We start from the raw sequence: 17,293 nt of genomic DNA on the forward strand, positions 1-17,293 counted from the left end.
GCCGTTTTCGGGTCGCCGGGCTCGTACGGGCCGCGGCATGGATACCTTGGAAGGCATGTTCAGACGGATCGGCCCCGCAGGGCTCCTGGTGTTGGCGCTGACCGCGTGCGGTGGCGGCGGTGGCGCCCCGGCGAGCGCGGCCCCGGCAGGCGACGGGGCCACCCCCGCCACCCCCGCGGGCAGCACGACACCACAGAGCCCGCCCCAGGCCGCGTCCGACCCGGTGCTGCGGGCCCTGCGGCGGATGACGCTGGAGGAGAAGGTCGGCCAGCTCTTCATGCCCGTCCTGTACGGCACCGCCGCCGACACCGTCTCCGGCGAGAACCAGGCCCGCTACGGCGCCCAGACCCCGGCCAAGGTGATCGCCCGCTACCACCTGGGCGGCGTGATCCTCTTCCCGGCGAACGTCAGGTCCACGGCCCAGGTCGTCCAGCTCACCAACGGCCTGCAGGAGGCGTCCAAGAAGGTCCCGCTGCTGGTCGGCACCGACCAGGAGAACGGCCTGGTCTCCCGCATGTCCGCGCTGATGACCGACTTCCCGGGCGCGGCCGAGATCGGCGCCACGAAGGACCCGGCGATGTCCAGGGCCGTGGCCAGGGCGACCGGCGAGGAGCTGCGGGCGCTCGGGGTCAACCTCGACTTCGCGCCCGTCGCCGACGTCAACGTCAACCCGCGGAACCCGGTCATCGGCCGGCGGGCCTACGGCAACGACCCGTCCGCGGTGGCGAAGATGGTCGCGGCGGCGGTCAAGGGCTTCGGCGACGCCAAGGTGGCGGCCACGGCCAAACACTTCCCCGGCCACGGCGACACCTCCGTCGACAGCCACACCGGCCTGCCGGTGATCAAGCACACCATGGCCCAGTGGGAGAGGATCGACGCGCCGCCGTTCAGGGCCGCCGTCGGCGCCGGGGTCGACGCCGTGATGAGCGCCCACATCGTCTTCCCCAAGCTCGACCCCTCGGGCGACCCGGCGACGTTGTCCAAGCCCATCCTGACCGGCCTGCTGCGGCAGAAGCTCGGCTTCAAGGGCGTGATCTCCACCGACGCGCTCAACATGGAGGGCGTGCGCAAGAAGTACGGCGACGGCGAGGTGGCGGTGCGCGCGGTGCTGGCCGGGGCCGACCTGCTGCTCATGCCGTACGACCTGGGCAAGGCGTACCAGGCGGTGCTGGCGGCGGTGAAGTCGGGGCGCATCTCCGAGGACCGCCTCGACCAGTCGGTCGTCCGGCTGCTCAGGCTCAAGCAGAAGAGGGGCCTGCTGGCCGCGGCGCCCGTCGCGTCGGCGCAGGAGGCGGCCGGCGTGCTGCGCTCGCCCGAGCACCGCAGGCTGGCCGCCAAGGTGCGGGCCGCGGGTTAGGACGGCCATGGCCGAATCGCGTCGGCCGTTCAAGGGGATTTATCCGTAAATAAAGAGCTGGGCCGGGCAAAAGCCGATTCCGTGGGGTTCTATCCTAGAACCGGATTCGAGCGAGGAGGCGGTCGTGGTCGCAGGGGTGCTCATCGACTGGGGTGGCGTGCTCACGACCAGCCTGACCGACTCCATCGCCCGGTGGCTCGCGGCCGACCGGATCGACGCCGAGCACTACCGCTCGGTGATGCGCGAGCTGGTCGACCACGCCTACCGGGGCGGCGAGGGGCAGAACGTCGTGCACGCGCTCGAACGCGGCGAGCTCGACGGCCCGGCCTTCGAGCGCGACCTGGCCGCGCGGCTGCTCACCGTGGACGGCGTGCCGCCGGTGGCCGAGGGGCTGCTGGAGCGCATGTTCGCGGGCTTCGAACGGGTTGACGCCATGTACGACATGCTCCGCGACGTACGGAAAAATGGTGTTAAGACGTGTTTGTTGTCTAACTCCTGGTCGAACACCTACCCCCGCCACGAATGGGACGGCCTCTTCGACGCGGTCGTGATCTCCGGCGAGGTCGGCATGCGCAAGCCCGAGGAACGCATCTTCCGCCACGCCCTCGACCAGGTCGGACTGCCCGGCGAGCAGTGCGTGTTCATCGACGACATCGAGGCCAACATCCTGGCCGCCCGCGCACTCGGCATCACCGGCATCCACCACCGCGACGCCGACACGACCCTCACAGAGTTGGAGACCGTACTCCGGCTCACGCTGCGACGGGCATGATGGTGCCCTTGCGATTTCGGAAAGGTTCGTGATGCGCGTCTATCTGCCGTGCACCCTCCCCGCCCTCGCCCGCGCGGTCGAGGCGGGGGAGCTGGGTCCGGCCCCCCTGACCGGTTACGCGGTGACCCCCGCGCTGACCGAGTGGTACGCCTCGGGCGACACCGAGGAACTGGAGTACGTCGCGCTGACCGAGGCGGCCCGCGCCTCGCTGCGCATGCTGGCCGCCGACCGCGCCGACGGCGTGGCCGCCGCGCACCGGCGGGTGGTGGTCGCCGCCGAGGTGCCCGACGGCTCGGTCTCGGCCGGCGTCGACCTGGAGGAGCGGGCCCGCGTGCGGCTGGCCGCGGTGGTCCCGATGGCGAAGGTGGCCGCGGTGCACGTCGACGACCACGACGCCGTCGGCGACATCGAGGCCGCCGTCGAGGCGCTGCCCGCCGCCGACGACGGCGACGACGACGCCCGCTTCACGGTCGACGGCGCCGAGGCCCACGAGCTCATGTGGTACGCCACCCAGGAGATCCCGGACCTGCTGGGTTCATAGGATCGTCACACCTGTCGAATAAGCTTGCCGGGACATGACAAAACACATCATCTGGGATTGGAACGGGACGCTCTTCCACGACGTCGAGGCCGTCGTCGGTGCCACCAACGCCCTGTTCAAGCCGTACGCGCTGCCTGAGCTGACCGCCGACGGGTTCCGTGCGGTCTACACCCGTCCCATCTGGGTCGCCTACGAGCGGCTGCTCGGCAGGCCGCTGGCCGAGGGGGAGTGGGAGCTGCTGGACGACGGGTTCCACGAGCACTACTTCAGGCTCAGCGCCGCCTGCGGGCTGGCCCCCGACGCCGAGGTGGTGCTCGGCGGCTGGGCCGGCACCCAGTCGCTGTGCTCGATGGCCCCCCACGCCCATCTGGTGCCGATCGTCGAGTCGTTCGGCATCACCCGGCACTTCACCCGGATCGACGGGCTGGTCGGCACCACGGGCGGCGAGAAGGCCGTGCACATGACGGCGCACATCCAGGCCCTCGACCTCGACCCCGGCGAGATCCTGGTGATCGGCGACAGCGTCGACGACGGGCTCGCCGCGCGGCACGTGGGGGCGCGGGCGGTGCTCTACACCGGCGGCATGACCACGCGGGCCGAGCTGGAGGGCACCGGCCTGCCCGTGGTGGACACGCTCGCCCAGGCGCTCCAGTACGCCTGAGGGGACATACCGGATCCGCCGGAGGGCAGCCTCCGGCCGGGCCGGAGCCGTACCCTTGCCGGGAACCCCTCAGGAGGCCGCCATCAACCGCCTTGTGCTCTGGAACGTCGACCTCACCCTGGTCGACGTCGCCATCGTGACCCGGGACGCCTACGCCGAGGCGTTCCGCGCCGTGACCGGCCGGCCGCTGGTCAAGCTCGTGCCGCCGCTCGGCCGTCCCGACTCCGAGATCGTCTTCGAGACGCTGGCCGTCAACGGCATCCCGGCGCAGGACGACCACCTGCCCAGGTTCCTTGCCGCCCTCGCCCTCGCCTTCGCCGACCGGCGCGGCCGGCTGGCCAAGGAGGGCCGGATGATGCCGGGGGCCAAGGACGCGCTGAAGTCGGTGGCCCGGCTCGACGGCGTCGTGCAGTCGGTGCTGACCGGCACGATCAAGGGCAACGCCGTGCACAAGCTCAAGGCGTTCGGGCTGGACAGGTACGTCGACTTCGAGCTCGGCGGCTACGGCGAGGAGGTCTACCCCAAGGCGACGCTGTTGCAGGTCGCGCAGGGAAGGGCCAAGCAGCGGCTGGGCACGCCGTTCACGGCGGCCAACACGGTGGTGATCGGCGACTCCACGCGCGACGTGCAGGCCGCCAGGATCGGCGGGGCCGCCATGATCGGGGTCGCATCCGGGCGGTCGACGGCCGCCGAACTGCGCGAGGCGGGCGCCGACCTGGTGCTGCCCGACCTGTCGGACGCCTCGGAGGTGGTGGCCGCGGTGGCCGGCCTGACCTCCCCGCTGGACCGCAAGGCCGGCTGACCCCCCTCGGTCCCGCCCGGCTGACGCGCGCCTTCGTGCGGCGCGTCAGGGCAGGTGGTCCGGGCAGGGCGTCAGGGCAGGGCGGCGAGGAAGCGGGCGGCGACGGGGGCCGCCACGGCCGAGCCGGCGCCGCCGCCCTCCACGATCACCGCGAACGCCACGTCCCCCTTGTAGCCGATGAACCACGAGTGCGCGGGCGGCTCCTTGCCCGAGCCGTACTCGGCCGTTCCGGTCTTGCCCGCGGTGCCCGCCGGGAAGTGCGCGCCCTTGGCGGTGCCGTCCGTGACGACGGCGGGCATGAGCTTGCGCAGCGCCGACACCACGCCCCGCTCCAGCGGGCGCGGGCGGTCGTCGGGGACCAGCTCCCTGGACACGATCCGCGGCGGGATCCAGGCGCCCGAGGCGATGGCGGCGGCGACGGAGGCCATGTTGAGCGGGCTGGCCAGCACCCGGCCCTGGCCGATGGAGGCCGAGGCGAGGTCGGTGTCGTCCTTGGGGTCGGGGAACTCGGCCCGCACGGCGGGCACGCCCGGCTTGATCGGGGTGCCGAAGCCGAAGCTCCTGGCCACCTCGGCCAGCCTGCCGCCGTTCAGCTCGGCCACGCTCATCTCGCCGAACGTCGTGTTGCACGAGTGCGCGAAGGCGTCCTGGAAGGAGAGCGTGCCGTAGTCCTTGAAGCCGGCGTTGTGGAAGGGGAAGCCGCCGATGTTCTTCTCGGCCGGGCAGGTGACCGTCCTGCCGGGCTCGACCCCGTCCGCGACCAGCGCCGAGGCCGTCACGACCTTGAACGTCGAGCCGGGCGGGTACTTGCCGAGCAGCGCCCGGTTGAAGCCGCCGGGCTTGTTGACCACGGCCAGGATCTCGGCGGTCGAGGCGCGCAGCGCCACCAGCGAGGCCGGCTTGGTGACGCCTTCCAGCGCCGCGGCCCCCGCCGCGTGCACCTTCAGGTCGATCGTGGTGTTGAACGGCTTGGTGCCGCCCGGCTTGGCCAGCGTCTCGACCAGTTCGTCGCCCTTGTAGAGGCCGATGATCGAGTCGCCGCCCAGGTTGAAACGGTCGGGGTAGGTCTGCTTGATGCCCTCGACCAGTTGCTGCACCGATCCGGGGGCGTCCGCGCCGCTGATCTCGGTGCCGTCGGCGGCCAGGACGCTGGTGGACTCGCGCTTCAGGGCGACCAGGCGCAGCGAGAGGTCCTTCTTGAGCTTGGGGTGGATGGCGGCCGGGGTCCAGGCGACCTTCCACGCGCCGTCCCGCTCGACCAGCTTGAGCCGGCTGCTGTACTTCCAGTCCCGGGGGCCGGTCAGGCTGACGTTGAAGCCCAGGTAGCCGTCGTCGTCCGGGCCGTTGTCGGCGAAGGGGCCGGTCGACCGGGAGCGGGAGAAGGTGGCGTGCTCGACCTTGAGGTCGGCGCGGAAACGCCGGTGCCAGGCCTCGAAGTCGGTGGGCGGGTCGGCGACGAGCCCGCGCATCTTCGCATAATCCTGGGCGGACCAGGCCGAGAGGTATTCGTCGGTCGTCTGCTCGGGTGAGCCCTTCGTGCGCAACAGCCAGATCGTGGCCCCCGCCGCCACGATCAGCACGACAAGGACGGTCAGGACCAGCGGCCACCTGCGCCGCCGTCCGCGACGTGGTCCCTCCGGCCGGGCGCGCCCGTACAGTGTCCCCGTTTGTGATGCCATGGCCCGAGGACACCAGAGGCGGAGGAGTGTCGTCCAATATTGATATGAGGACTGTAAAGATATAAATCTGGATATAGTGGCTGGTCATGGACTTGGTCCGGCATCTCCGCTACTTCGTCGTCGTGGCGGAGGAACTGCACTTCGGGAACGCCGCGATCCGCCTCGGCATGGCGCAGCCGCCGCTCAGCCAGCGCATCAAACGTCTGGAGGAGGAGCTCGGCGTGCAGTTGTTCGACCGCTCCGCCCGGCAGGTACGCCTGACCGAGGCCGGACGGCTGCTGCTCGGCGAGTCCCGCGAGATCGTCTCCAGGGTCGAGCGGCTGCGCGAGCTGGCCCGCCGCGGCGACGGCGGCGTGCTCAAGATCGGGGTACCGCCCGACCTGGCCGCCTCCGTGATCGCCGCCCTGGTCGCCGGCTTCCGCGCGGTCAATCCGGACGTACGGCTCGTCCCCGTCGAGATCTGGACGGCCGACCAGGTGTCCGCCCTGGCCGAGGGCACGATCGACGTCGGGCTCGTCCGCCATCCGGTCGCCGCCCCCGGCCTGGACTTCGGCCAGGTGCTCGTGCAGCCCCTGGGCGTGCTGCTGGCCGGGGACGACCCGCTGGCCGAGGCCGGCGAGGTGCACCTGACCGACCTGGCCGGGCGTGAGCTGCTGATGCCGCCCAAGGAGGGCGAGCCGGGCTGGCACGCCGAGACGCTGGCCGAGTGCCGCCGGCACGGGTACGTGCCCGGCCAGGTGCACCAGGGCGCCGGGCTCGGCCTGGTGCTCGCGGGCCAGGCGGTGGCGTTCGGGCCCAAGGCGGACGTCCCTGGGCTGGCCTGGCGGCCGCTGCTAGGCTCGCCGATCGCGTACCGGGTCTCCACGGCCTGGCACGCCGCGACAGGCCCGAAGAAGGACTGGGTCGCCGAGTTCTCGGACGTCGCCGTACGCACGTTGAAGGAGAGCGCCGGGATGACCGACGAGGGCGCCGCGCCCGCGCGGCGGATCAGCCGGAGGCCGGGGATGCTGGCATGAGCGATCCCGACTACGCGGCGCTGTTCCGGATGGCCGGGGTGACGGGCTGGCTGCACGCCTGCGACATCGACTCCGGGCGGGAGTCCGGCCACGGCGCCGACGAGCCGATGCCCCTGGCGTCGGTGTACAAGCTGCCGCTGCTGGTCGAGTTCTGCCGGCAGGCCGACGCCGGGCGGCTGGACGCGACGGCCCCGACGACCGTGACGTCCGGCCAGCGGGTCTCGGGGCCGACGGGCCTGTCGGCCATGCTCGACGACGTGACTATGTCGCTGCGCGACCTGGCGTACCTGATGATGGCGGTGAGCGACAACACCTCCGCCGACGTGCTGCTCGACCGGGTGGGCATGGACGCGGTCAACGCCATGCTGGACGCCTTCGGCCTCGGCGGCACCCGGCTGCTGCAGAGCGGCCGCGACCTGTACGAGACCATGGAGCTGGACACCGGCCACGGGTGGCCGTACCTGGATCCCGACGACATCTCCCGCATGCGGGCGCTCGACCCGGCGCACACGAACCGCAGCACCCCGCGCGAGATGACCCGCCTGCTCTCCATGATCTGGCGGGACGAGGCCGCCTCGCCGCAGTCGTGCTCCTGGATGCGCGGCGTGCTCAACATGCAGGTGTGGCCACACCGGCTGGCCTCGGGTTTTCCGTACGACGACGTCGAGGTCGGCGGCAAGACCGGGTCGCTGCCGACGCTGCGCACCGAGGTCGGCGTGGTCGAGTACCCCGACGGCGGCCGGTACGCGGTGGCGGTGTTCACCCGTTCGTTCAGCACGGCGGTCATCCAGCCGCGCGCCGACGCGGTGATCGGCACCGCCGCCCGTATGGCGGTGGACCACCTACGGAGGTAGCAAGTTATGGGGGAGGTCAGGTATGACTTTCCACCTGACGGGCGACAGGATGGGGCACATGGTTGCTGAAGGTGCGCTTCTCTGGGAACCGACCGACGAGGTCGTGTCCGCCGCCAAGCTGACCCGCTACCTGGAGTGGCTGGGGCGGTCCGGCGCGAGCTACGAGGAGGTGTGGCAGTGGTCCGTCGACCGTCCTGAGGAGTTCTGGACGTCGGTCTGGGACTACTTCGACGTCATCGGGGAGCGCGGCGACGGGCCGGTCTTGTCGGGGGAGATGCCCGGGGCGACCTGGTTCACCGGCGCCGAGGTCAACTACGCCGAGAACGCGTTGCGGCGCACCGAGGGCACCGCCCTGGTCTTCGTCTCCGAGGACGGCGCCCGCCAGGAGCTGACCTACGCCGAGCTGCGCGACGAGGTGGCCCGCGTCCGCGCCGGTCTGGCCAGGCTCGGCGTCACCAGGGGCGACCGCGTGGCCGGCTACCTGCCGAACATCCCGCAGGCCCTGATCGCCTTCCTCGCCACGGCCTCGCTCGGCGCCGTCTGGTCGGCCGGCTCGCCCGACTTCGGGGTGCCGAGCATCGTCGACCGGTTCCGGCAGATCGAGCCCAAGGTGCTCATCGCGGTCGACGGCTACCACTACAACGGCAAGACCTACGACCGTTCCGACGCCGTGCACGAGATCGCCGCCGAGCTGCCCACGCTGCGCGCCACGGTGTGGATCCCCTACCTGTCGGCGGCCGGCGAGGGCCGGGCGCCCCAGGAGGCCGGGCCGGCCGCCGGGCACGCCCGTTCGGTGCCGCACGGCGAGGTCATCGGCTGGGAGGGGCTGCGGGCCGAGGCGGGGCCGCTGGAGTTCGAACGGGTGCCGTTCGGCCATCCGCTGTGGATCCTCTACTCCAGCGGCACGACCGGGCTGCCCAAGCCGATCGTGCACGGGCACGGCGGCGTGCTGCTCGAACACCTCAAGTCGCTCGCCTTCCACCAGGACCTGGGCGAGGGCGATGTGTTCTTCTGGTACACCACCACGGGCTGGATGATGTGGAACTACCTCGTCGGCGCCCTGCTGGTGGGGGCCACGCCGGTGCTCTACGACGGCTCGGCCACACATCCCTCGCCCGCCGCGCTCTGGCGGATCGCCGCCTCGGAGAAGGTGACGTACTTCGGGGTGGGGGCGCCGTACATCATGGCCTCGCTCAAGGCCGGGCTCCACCCCGACGGGCTGGAGCGGCTGCGCGGCATCGGCTCGACCGGCTCGCCGCTGCCGCCCGAGGGCTTCGCCTGGGTCGCCGCCGAGCTGCCCGGCACGCCGATCGGGTCGTTCTCCGGCGGCACCGACGTGTGCACCGGGTTCGTCGGGGCCACGATGCTCCACCCGATCAGGGCGGGGATCATCCCGTGCCGGTCACTGGGGGCCAAGGTGGAGTCGTACGACCCCAAGGGCGAGCCGGTGGTCGGCGAGGTGGGCGAGCTGGTGCTGACCCGGCCGATGCCCTCGATGCCGGTGATGTTCTGGAACGACCCCGACGGACGGCGCTACTTCGACAGCTACTTCGACGTCTACCCGGGCGTGTGGCGGCACGGCGACTGGATCAAGGTCAACGAGGACGGCAGCTGCGTCATCTACGGCCGCTCCGACTCCACGCTCAACCGGGGCGGCGTGCGCATGGGCACCAGCGAGTTCTACCGGGTCGTGGAGCGGTTCGAGGAGATCGCCGACAGTCTCGTGATCGACACCGGGCAGCTCGGACAGGAGGGCAGCCTGCTGCTCTACGTCACGCTCGCCGAGGGCGCCGAGTTCGGCGAGCAGCTCGAACGCGCCCTGTGCGCGGCGCTGCGCCAGGAGCTGTCGCCCCGGCACGTGCCGAACGAGATCCGCGTCGTGCCCGGCATCCCCCGGACGTTGTCCGGCAAGAAGCTGGAGGTGCCGGTACGCAAGATCCTGCTCGGCACGCCCGTCGAGGAGGCGGCCAACCTCGACGCCATGGCCAATCCGGAGGTGTTGCGGCACTTCAGGCCGTGACGGCGCTGGACGGAGGTGGCGGGGCTCAGGGCTCCAGGCCGAACAGGGGCAGGCAGGCGTCGAGGTTGCGGATCTCGACGTCGGGGGACGGCGACCAGTCCTCGCGGGCCATGCGGAAACGCCGGGTGACGACCGGCTCGCCCTTGCGCGCGTGGACGGTGACGCCGTCCTCGCGGTAGCCGAGCTTCCTGGTCACCGCCAGCGAGGCGTGGTTGTCCTCGAACGCCTCCGTCACGGCGTGCCGCGCGCCGAGCCCGGCGAAGGCGAGGTGCAGGACGGCCCTGCGCATCTCCGTGCCGATGCCGCGGCCCTGGAACCGCCGGCCCAGCCAGGAGCCCGTCCTGATTTCGCGGGCGACGGGGAAACTGGTCGCGCTGACGCCCTGGGTGCCGACGACCTGGCCCTCGTGCACCACGACCAGCTCCAGCGACCAGTCGTCGGCGGTGAACCCGGCCCAGCTCCGGAAGTGGTACTGCACCGTACGGCGGGCCCGCTCGGCCGGGGCCGCCTCGGACCACGGGAACATGAACGGCATGAAACCGGCCTCGTGGACGCCCTCGGCCGCCCGGTCGGCCAGTTCGTCGAGGTCGTCGAGGGTGGGGTGCCGCAGTTCCAGCCGCGGCGTGGTGATGGAGAGCTCAAAGAGCGGCCAGTTACGCATATTCCGGCATACTTCCAGCTTTACCCCCGCGCACGCGACTCGTTTTTTTGCCCTACCCCGAGGAATCCGGGAAAGGTTTTGCGGAACGGTGTGCGTTCCCGGTGTCGCCTTGGCTAAGGTTGGGGCTGTTCGGAGGGGTGAACAGAGGCCGGGCGGGTGAACGCGCAGCTCGCTCCCCGGCCTCTGGAGAGAAGGCGGATGCGTCCATGGCGCATCCGCCTTTTCTTCGTTGCGTCGATTTCGTGGATATCTCGCCTCGGTCGACGCTTGCTAAAGCTTTGACCGTGTCGTCGAGCAAAAGCGATATGCCTGTTTTTAGTGGGATTTGCCATTGTCGTGAATTGTCGGCGATCTGGGTAGGCGTTGACCTATGATCACAAAGATTCGGAGAGCGGTTGTTTTCGCCGCTCTCGGATGTGGTGGGCTTCCCCTCCTGGCCGGTACGCCCGCCGTGGCGGACACGCCGGACAAGGCTGACAGGGCGGACACGCCCGCGGTGGCGGACAGGCCGGACAGGCCGTACAGGGCGGACGCGGCGGACACGGTTGACATAGAAGACAGGGCGTACCGGCCAGACAGGGTGGACCGGCCAGACAGGGTGGACCGGTCAGAAAGGGTGGACCGACCAGAAAGTGTCGACCGGGCGGTCAAGGCGGACAAGGCGGTGCCCGGCGGGGGGATCGTGCTGCGGCCGGGCGACCGCGGCGAGACCGTCAGACGCCTCCAGGAGCGGCTGCACCGGAACGGCTACTACTACGGCAGGCTCAACGGCGTCTACGACGAGCAGACCAAGTTCGGCGTGTGGGCCTTCCAGAAGCACCGGCACCTGCGTCCCCAGGGCGCGGTCGGGCCGGAGGTGTGGCGGGCCTTCGACCGTCCGGTGCGGATGAAGCCGCTGGTGCCGCGCGGCGAGGCGGACCGGGTCGAGATCAACCTGCGCTACCAGCTCCTCATCGTCTACCGCCACCGCCGCCCGGCGCTCATCTCGCACGTCTCGACGGGCGCGCGGGTGAACTACTGCGAGAACGGCCACTGCGGCAACGCGATCACCCCGACCGGCGACTTCCACGTCACCAGCCGCGCGCCTGGCTGGACGGAAGGCCCGCTGGGCACGATGTACGACTCGCTCTACTTCGTCGGGGGCATCGCCATGCACGGCTCGTCGAAGGTGCCGCTGCGGCCAGCGTCGCACGGCTGCGTCCGCCTGCCGCTGCCCACCTCGAAGCGGCTGTTCGACATGGTGAAGATCGGCGAGCCGGTCTATGTGCGGGAGAAGTAGGTCAGACGCCCTGCGGCAGGCGGAACAGCCGGTCGGGGTCGTAGGTGGACTTCACCTCGGCCAGGCGGGCGGCGTTGGGGCCGTAGTAGGCGCCGCGCCAGCCGGTCAGGTCGGGGTCGACGTAGTTCACGTAGGCGTGCTCGCCGAAGTGCGGGGTCATCTCGCCGTGCAGCCGGCGCAGCCATGTCCGGTCCGTGCCCTTCGCGTAGTACTGCACGCTGTAGAGCGCGGCCCGGTGCGGGAACGCCGTGGCCGCCGGCTTGACCCGGCCCACCGCGCCGCCGAGTGCGTCCAGCAGCACGGCGTGCCGTCCGCCGCGGGCCACCCCGTCCACCAGGCGGCGCACGCCGTCGGCGGGGAGCTCGGCGTAGGCCAGGTGCGACTTGGCGGCGAACGCCTCCCGCCGCGGCCGGCGGCACTGCGCCACCGGCCGTGACGCGCATCCCGCCATGATCATCATGGCCTCCCGGTACGACGTCGTCCGCACCGACCTCGACGACGGCGTGCCGACCCGCGCGACCAGCGGGGCGAGCAGGCGGTCGAGTGACGCCTTCTGACCCTCGTACGTGCCGACGAGGAGCACGTCCAGGTCGCGTTCCTCGCGCGCCAGGTGCAGCGAGGACCACAGCTCGTCCGGCGCGGACGGCGCCCACGACTGCCAGGCGCGCACCGCGGCCCCGGCCCTGGACCACGGCCAGTGCAGGAAGAACACGGTGAGGTCGCGCGTGGCGTGGGTCCGGAAGGTGAAGGAGACCGCGACGCCGACGTTGCCGCCGCCACCGCCCCGGCAGGCCCAGTAGAGGCCGGAGTGGTGGGTGGCGTCCGCCGTCAGCAGGCGGCCGTCGGCCGTGACCACGCGTACGGACTCCAGGGTGTCGCAGGTCAGGCCGTACTTCCTGGACACCACCCCGATGCCGCCGCCCAGCGCCAGCCCGGCGATCCCGACCGTGGGGCACGAGCCCGCGGGGATGCTCACGCCGTGCCGGGCCAGCCTGTCGTAGACGTCGACCAGCTTGGCGCCCGCCCCGATGGTGGCCCGTCCGGCGGCGTAGGCGACCGTGTTCATCCGGGACACGTCGATGACCAGGCCGGTGCCGGTGGACCAGCCCGCGTAGGAGTGGCCGCCGGAGCGCGGGGTGACCGCGACGCCGCTCGCGCGCGCGAAGGCCAGGCACGCCGAGACGTCCGCCGGGCTCGCGCAGTAGGCCACCCCGCCCGGCGTGATCCGGTCGTAGGCCGGGTTGACCAGGCGGCGGGCGCTGTCGTACCCGGAGTCGCCGGGCAGCACCAGGGTGCCGGCGAGCCGCCCGCGCAGCCGCGCCCAGTCCGGCGGCGGCGCCGACCGCCCGGCGCCGAGCGCGCCGACCAGCTCAGCGCCGCGCGGACCGGGGCCGTGGGGACCCGGACCGGACGGCCGGGCGCCGATGGCCGGTGCGGCGGGCGTCCTCGCGTCGGCGGCGAGTGCCAGCGGCGCGAGCGCGGTGAGGTGGAGAAAGTCGCGGCGGTCCATGGGCGTCCCCCGTCGGTCGTGTCGAACCGATCGATGAGACGCCTGGCCCTCCGGACAAGTTGGTCACAACTACATCACTACCGACATCACCCCGCTGTCCCGCCGAATCCGAAGATGTTCGTGGTGGCCCCCACCCGCGTCAGCCCGGGAGCCTTCCGCAGCACGCCGTCCTTGACCAGCCGCAGCGGCGACGTGGGCGGCTTCGGCGCCTCTCCGCTCGTCTGGACGATCCGCAGGGCCAGCGCCGGGCACATCTCGACCGCCCGCCGCGCGTCCTTGACCATCCACCCCGGCACGTTCCGGAACGACGGGAACCCGTAGTCGTCCAGGTCCACGAACTCCGGCAGCAGGTGCGCGCACAGGCCGTGCCCCTGGCAGCGGGTCCAGTCCACCTCAAGCCGGTACTCGGGCTCCACCTCCGGCTCGGGCATCGGCAGCACGCCGCGCACCGGCCGGCCGCACGAGCCGTGCTCCAGGTGCAGCGCGATCTCGCTCTCGAACGCGTCCAGCGCCGACAACACGAACTTGGCCGTGCCGTCGGGATGGAAGCACGCGCCACGCCGCTCGACGGCCCGCACGCATCGGCGCACGGCGTCGACGGAGCCCGTGCCCTCGGCGATCGCGCACAGGGCACGCGCCACGTCGGGCAGCCCCAGACGGCATGGACCGCACTGCCCGGCCGACTCGGCGGCCAGGTACGAGGCCACCCTGGCCGCCTCGCCCAGCGGGCAGGTGGCCTCGCCGAGCGGCACGATGATCCCCGCGCCCAGCGTGGCGCCGGCCAGCTTCATGCCCTCCCGCGAGATCACCGCCGACCCGGCCACCTCGGCCGACAGCCACGCGCCGTGGTAGCCGCCGACCAGCACGCCGTCCCCGGCCTCGGCCTCGCACAGCGCGAGCACGTCGGCCAGCAGGACGCCGGTCGGCGCCTCGATCACCGCGCCGTTGGCCGCGCCGCCGCTCACCGTGAGCAGGATCGTGCCGGGCTCCTTGCTGGTGCCCACCTCGGCGTACTTCTGCGGGCCGTACTCGGCCAGCAGCGCGAACTGGGCGTAGGTCTCGGTGTTGGACAGCAGGGTCGGCAGCCCGTCCACGCCGCTCGTCGCGGCCCGCCGCTTCCTTCCCGGCGGGATGGCCTCCTCGCCGTTCACGCCGCGGACGAGCGCACCGCCCTCCCCGCTGATGAACCTCTCCGCCAGCCCGACCACCCGGATCGGGATGCGGCTCTCCGAACCGCCCGACACGTTCGCGGCCCGGCGTTCGGCCACGGCCGCCGCCACGGACGACTCGGCCACCTCGCCCTCGACCGTGGCCACGACCACCTCGCGGGCGCCCAGCGCCTCCGCCGCCAGGATGGCGCCGTCCAGCACGAGGTGGGGGTTTCGGGTGAGCAGCATGGCGTCCTTGGAGCTGGCCGGCTCGCCCTCGGCGCCGTTGACCAGCACCACGCTCTCGCCCGTGCCCGCCGCGTCGGCCACGGCCCGCAGCTTGCGTGCGAACGGGAAGGCGGCGCCGCCCCGCCCGCGCATGTCGACCTCGTTCACCATGGAGATGAGCTCGGCCAACTCGCGCGGCCGCGGCTCGCCGTGCAGCGTCCGGTGCGCGGGCAGGTCGAGCCGCCGGCAGTGGTCGAGCCCGGCGGTCAGCCGCGCCGGGCCCATCCGCAACACGCGCGGCACCCGGTGCGGGATCATGACCGCCTCCCCGGGGTCGCTCGGCGCGGGCTCATCCGGCCTCCCGGTACCTGCGCCGCGCGTCGGCCAGGCTCACCGGCGCGTCGGCCACCGCCGCCGCTGTGGCCGCCGCCGTCGCCCGCGGCCGCTCGACGGGCACGTCCGCCGCCACCCCGGCCGTCACGGCGGGCGCCTCGACCCTCTCCGGTACGGCGGGCGGCCTGCGCAGCGTGGCCAGCACCCGCACGATCAGCGCGGACCCGACCGCGGCCAGGCACGCCACGTACGACCAGGCCACCCAGCCGGCGGGCGACCGGCCAGCCGTCAGCCCGTGCATGATCGCAATGGGCCAGGCCAGGTAGGCGGCCGAGTGCAGCAGCCGCCACAACCACGGCGTGCCCCGGACGGCGAAGCGGCCCCTGAGCATCCCCGTGGCCACCGCCACGACCATCAGGTCGAAGGCGAGCGCGCCGAAGCCCACGTAGATCCCGGCGACCGGCACGACCGCCGCACCCGGCGGCGCGTGTCCCAGGCCGATCATGAGGACGATGTGCGTGACCAGGTAGGCGAGCCCGATGAGGGCGGTGGCGCGGTGCGCGAGCTGGGCCCTGACCCGGTTGGGCGGGGACAGGAACACGCGTTCGGTGGTGAGCAGGCCGAGCGCGACCGTCGCGGTCAGCAGCACCAGGGCGAACACGCCCGCGTAGAACTCTAGGAAACTCACTCCTCGGCCGAGCAGCGCGACGCCGCGTTCTGTCCTGGCCAGCGCGAACACCGACAACAGGACGGCCGTCAACGAGGCGCTCGCCCCCAGCCGGACATTCCTTGTGTCCAGCTTGGTGGGGGCGTGCCGGGGGTGTCGTCTGTGGAGCATCTATTTCCCTCCAAGGTCGGGTGAGGGTACGACTCGGAAGGCTGATGGGGACGTGTCAGCAGCGGCGACCCCGGTTGATGCACGAGACGACGAACTGCATCAGCCGATCTGGCATGACGTTGGCGAAGTCCGCGTGGTCGGTGACCGGGTTGTGCTTCTGTTCAGGGAACGCGTCCACGGCGAACGACGGACCCTGTGGAACCGTGTAGGCGAGGAGCATGCGCAGTTGCGGAATCGCCCTGGTGCCTTGCGGACAAGCGCCGTTCTGCCCGGGGAAGACCACGTGCGTGCGGTGATTGGCGCTGTCGGTGTTCTGACCGTCCCAGCAGCTGGGGAAATCCAGAATACGAAGAACCTGACTTCCGCGCGGGCAAAGCGGATATTTATCGGGACTTATGCGATTTGTGAATCCTGTGCAGCTCCAGCGGGCGCGGGCGTTCGCGGCGCCGTTCGTCCCCGCCTTGGCATCGCCGGTGATCAGGCGCAGGAACCTCGGCATCGCGACGACCCTGGAGGTCGCGTTGCCGCGGAACTGCAGGCTCACCGTACCGGCGCGGATCACCCGGCCCACGTTGCCGTCGGGGTCCTGGACGTTCGCGTCCACTTTGCGGTCGCGCAGAACCGGCCAGAAGTAAGTGGATTTATCCCCTAGGCGGCAGGTGGTTCCGGCGGCGGCCAGGCTCTCGTCGGTGGAGAAGCCGTCCGTGGACAGGTTGCCGACGTAGTCGTGGAGGTGGTGGGCGCCGTTGCTCACGCCGGGGGCCACGATGAAATTGTCGGGGTTGTTGTGACCATTGCGGTTGGTGCCGCATTGAGCGACGAACGTGCCGCGTGAGCCGTTCCTGCCGATGCCGGCGTCCAGCCTCAGGGGCTGAACCTGGCGGATGTCCACGAAGTCGGTGACGAACGGGCCGAGGTCCTTGCAGTCGTCGTCCTGGGAGGCCGTGGGGGAGGGGGAGGCGGTCCGGGTCGGCCGGCCCCGCCGGTCCTGCGACTGGTCACCGGGGTCCTGCGGGTTCTGGGGGTCCTGGGGATTCTGGGGGCCCTGCGGGTCCTGGGGGTTCTGTGAGTTCTGGTCGGGGTTCTGGGGCGCGTCCGGGGCGGCCGTGGGGGCGCGGGGGGAGCGGTCGCGCCGGAACAGGGCGTCGCCGGAGTCCTCCGGCTCCGGCGACCGCGCCGGGTCGCGCAGCACGATCCCGCCGCCCTGCACCTGCTGATCGCCGCCCCGCCCCTGCCGGTCCGGCGCCTGCTGGTCGGGGAACTGCTGGTCGGGCTCCTGCTGATCCGGCGCCTGCTGGTCAGGGGCCTGCTGGTCGGGTGCTTGCTGGTCAGGGGCCTGCTGGTCGGGGGCGCGGTCGCCCCGGCGGCGGGCGTTGTCCTGGCTCGCCTGGGCGGGGTCGCAGTGGTCGGCCCGTGCCGGCGCCACGCCGATGACGGCGGCGGACACCAGGCCGCCCGCCGCCACGGCAAGAGCGGTCATGGCCGCGGCCATGCGCCCGGTTCTCATGGTTGTCAGCCGTTGCATGGTGGGAGGTACGCGGGCTTACACCATCGGGTTCACCCATGACCGGAGATAGTTAGAAATAACTGGAGT

15 protein-coding genes are annotated in these 17,293 nt (G+C 71.8%); 9 read left to right on the top strand and 6 right to left on the bottom strand.

The features are described 5' to 3' along the window. Positions 1-55: 55 nt before the first annotated feature. From ABZ459_RS14405 to ABZ459_RS14425, 5 genes are all read left to right on the top strand, one after another. Positions 56-1,357 carry a glycoside hydrolase family 3 protein gene (locus ABZ459_RS14405; protein ID WP_357970299.1) on the top strand — a complete coding sequence of 434 codons (1,302 nt, stop codon included), beginning with the start codon at positions 56-58 and terminating at the stop codon, positions 1,355-1,357. A 124-nt stretch (positions 1,358-1,481) separates the two neighbouring features. Next, a complete protein-coding gene (locus ABZ459_RS14410; protein ID WP_357970302.1) occupies positions 1,482-2,129 on the top strand; it encodes an HAD family phosphatase in 648 nt (215 codons plus the stop codon). Between the two features lie 31 nt (positions 2,130-2,160). After that, positions 2,161-2,670 carry a hypothetical protein gene (locus ABZ459_RS14415; RefSeq protein ID WP_357970305.1) on the top strand — a complete coding sequence of 170 codons (510 nt, stop codon included), beginning with the start codon at positions 2,161-2,163 and terminating at the stop codon, positions 2,668-2,670. A gap of 34 nt (positions 2,671-2,704) precedes the next feature. Then, on the top strand, positions 2,705-3,331 hold the full coding sequence (locus ABZ459_RS14420; protein WP_352321686.1) for an HAD hydrolase-like protein: 627 nt from the start codon (positions 2,705-2,707) through the stop codon (positions 3,329-3,331). Between the two features lie 94 nt (positions 3,332-3,425). Next, on the top strand, positions 3,426-4,133 hold the full coding sequence (locus ABZ459_RS14425; protein WP_357970307.1) for a haloacid dehalogenase-like hydrolase: 708 nt from the start codon (positions 3,426-3,428) through the stop codon (positions 4,131-4,133). Positions 4,134-4,204: 71 nt separating this feature from the next. On the opposite strand, the gene ABZ459_RS14430 is transcribed toward ABZ459_RS14425, so the two are convergent. Continuing rightward, entirely contained in the window at positions 4,205-5,812 is a 1,608-nt protein-coding gene (locus ABZ459_RS14430) for a penicillin-binding transpeptidase domain-containing protein (protein WP_357970310.1), read from the bottom strand. Between the two features lie 86 nt (positions 5,813-5,898). Between ABZ459_RS14430 and ABZ459_RS14435 the strand changes: the two genes are divergently transcribed. From ABZ459_RS14435 to ABZ459_RS14445, 3 genes are read left to right on the top strand one after another with little or no spacing between them, the layout of a single operon-like run. Then, positions 5,899-6,828: a LysR substrate-binding domain-containing protein gene (locus tag ABZ459_RS14435; protein WP_357970312.1), complete on the top strand. Its 930-nt coding sequence runs from the start codon at positions 5,899-5,901 to the stop codon at positions 6,826-6,828. Further along, positions 6,825-7,682: a serine hydrolase gene (locus ABZ459_RS14440; RefSeq protein WP_357970314.1), complete on the top strand. Its 858-nt coding sequence runs from the start codon at positions 6,825-6,827 to the stop codon at positions 7,680-7,682. Before ABZ459_RS14435 ends, ABZ459_RS14440 begins: the two co-directional genes overlap by 4 nt. 58 nt (positions 7,683-7,740) lie before the next feature. Further along, on the top strand, positions 7,741-9,702 hold the full coding sequence (locus ABZ459_RS14445) for an acetoacetate--CoA ligase (RefSeq protein ID WP_357970317.1): 1,962 nt from the start codon (positions 7,741-7,743) through the stop codon (positions 9,700-9,702). A 25-nt stretch (positions 9,703-9,727) separates the two neighbouring features. Here the strand turns inward: ABZ459_RS14445 and ABZ459_RS14450 are convergent, their stop codons facing one another. Next, a complete protein-coding gene (locus ABZ459_RS14450; protein ID WP_357970320.1) occupies positions 9,728-10,363 on the bottom strand; it encodes a GNAT family protein in 636 nt (211 codons plus the stop codon). 616 nt (positions 10,364-10,979) lie between these two features. Between ABZ459_RS14450 and ABZ459_RS14455 the strand changes: the two genes are divergently transcribed. Then, entirely contained in the window at positions 10,980-11,642 is a 663-nt protein-coding gene (locus ABZ459_RS14455; RefSeq protein WP_357970323.1) for a L,D-transpeptidase family protein, read from the top strand. Between the two features lies 1 nt (position 11,643). Here ABZ459_RS14455 and ABZ459_RS14460 read toward each other — a convergent pair whose 3' ends face one another. The 4 genes from ABZ459_RS14460 to ABZ459_RS14475 form a co-directional block, all read right to left on the bottom strand. Then, entirely contained in the window at positions 11,644-13,152 is a 1,509-nt protein-coding gene (locus tag ABZ459_RS14460) for an FAD-binding oxidoreductase (RefSeq protein ID WP_357970326.1), read from the bottom strand. An 86-nt stretch (positions 13,153-13,238) separates the two neighbouring features. After that, entirely contained in the window at positions 13,239-14,846 is a 1,608-nt protein-coding gene (locus ABZ459_RS14465) for an NADH-ubiquinone oxidoreductase-F iron-sulfur binding region domain-containing protein (protein ID WP_357970328.1), read from the bottom strand. Between the two features lie 31 nt (positions 14,847-14,877). Then, positions 14,878-15,699, bottom strand: a complete 822-nt coding sequence (locus ABZ459_RS14470; protein WP_357970331.1) for a hypothetical protein — start codon at positions 15,697-15,699, stop codon at positions 14,878-14,880. Between the two features lie 55 nt (positions 15,700-15,754). After that, positions 15,755-17,179 (bottom strand): DUF1996 domain-containing protein, encoded by a 1,425-nt coding sequence (locus tag ABZ459_RS14475; protein ID WP_357970334.1) that lies wholly within the window; start codon positions 17,177-17,179, stop codon positions 15,755-15,757. Positions 17,180-17,293: the final 114 nt, after the last annotated feature.

The sequence above is a fragment of the Nonomuraea sp. NPDC005692 genome (assembly GCF_040631115.1).
GTDB lineage: Bacteria > Actinomycetota > Actinomycetes > Streptosporangiales > Streptosporangiaceae > Nonomuraea.

What these genes read in the sequence shown, in the direction of transcription:
- ABZ459_RS14405 (WP_357970299.1), top strand. Translation starts at nt 56, where the DNA reads ATGTTCAGACGGATCGGCCCCGCAGGGCTCCTGGTGTTGGCGCTGACC.
- ABZ459_RS14415 (WP_357970305.1), top strand. Translation starts at nt 2,161, where the DNA reads ATGCGCGTCTATCTGCCGTGCACCCTCCCCGCCCTCGCCCGCGCGGTC.
- ABZ459_RS14420 (WP_352321686.1), top strand. Translation starts at nt 2,705, where the DNA reads ATGACAAAACACATCATCTGGGATTGGAACGGGACGCTCTTCCACGAC.
- ABZ459_RS14430 (WP_357970310.1), bottom strand. Translation starts at nt 5,812, where the DNA reads ATGGCATCACAAACGGGGACACTGTACGGGCGCGCCCGGCCGGAGGGA.
- ABZ459_RS14435 (WP_357970312.1), top strand. Translation starts at nt 5,899, where the DNA reads ATGGACTTGGTCCGGCATCTCCGCTACTTCGTCGTCGTGGCGGAGGAA.
- ABZ459_RS14440 (WP_357970314.1), top strand. Translation starts at nt 6,825, where the DNA reads ATGAGCGATCCCGACTACGCGGCGCTGTTCCGGATGGCCGGGGTGACG.
- ABZ459_RS14445 (WP_357970317.1), top strand. Translation starts at nt 7,741, where the DNA reads ATGGTTGCTGAAGGTGCGCTTCTCTGGGAACCGACCGACGAGGTCGTG.
- ABZ459_RS14450 (WP_357970320.1), bottom strand. Translation starts at nt 10,363, where the DNA reads ATGCGTAACTGGCCGCTCTTTGAGCTCTCCATCACCACGCCGCGGCTG.
- ABZ459_RS14460 (WP_357970326.1), bottom strand. Translation starts at nt 13,152, where the DNA reads ATGGACCGCCGCGACTTTCTCCACCTCACCGCGCTCGCGCCGCTGGCA.
- ABZ459_RS14465 (WP_357970328.1), bottom strand. Translation starts at nt 14,846, where the DNA reads ATGATCCCGCACCGGGTGCCGCGCGTGTTGCGGATGGGCCCGGCGCGG.
- ABZ459_RS14470 (WP_357970331.1), bottom strand. Translation starts at nt 15,699, where the DNA reads ATGCTCCACAGACGACACCCCCGGCACGCCCCCACCAAGCTGGACACA.
- ABZ459_RS14475 (WP_357970334.1), bottom strand. Translation starts at nt 17,179, where the DNA reads ATGACCGCTCTTGCCGTGGCGGCGGGCGGCCTGGTGTCCGCCGCCGTC.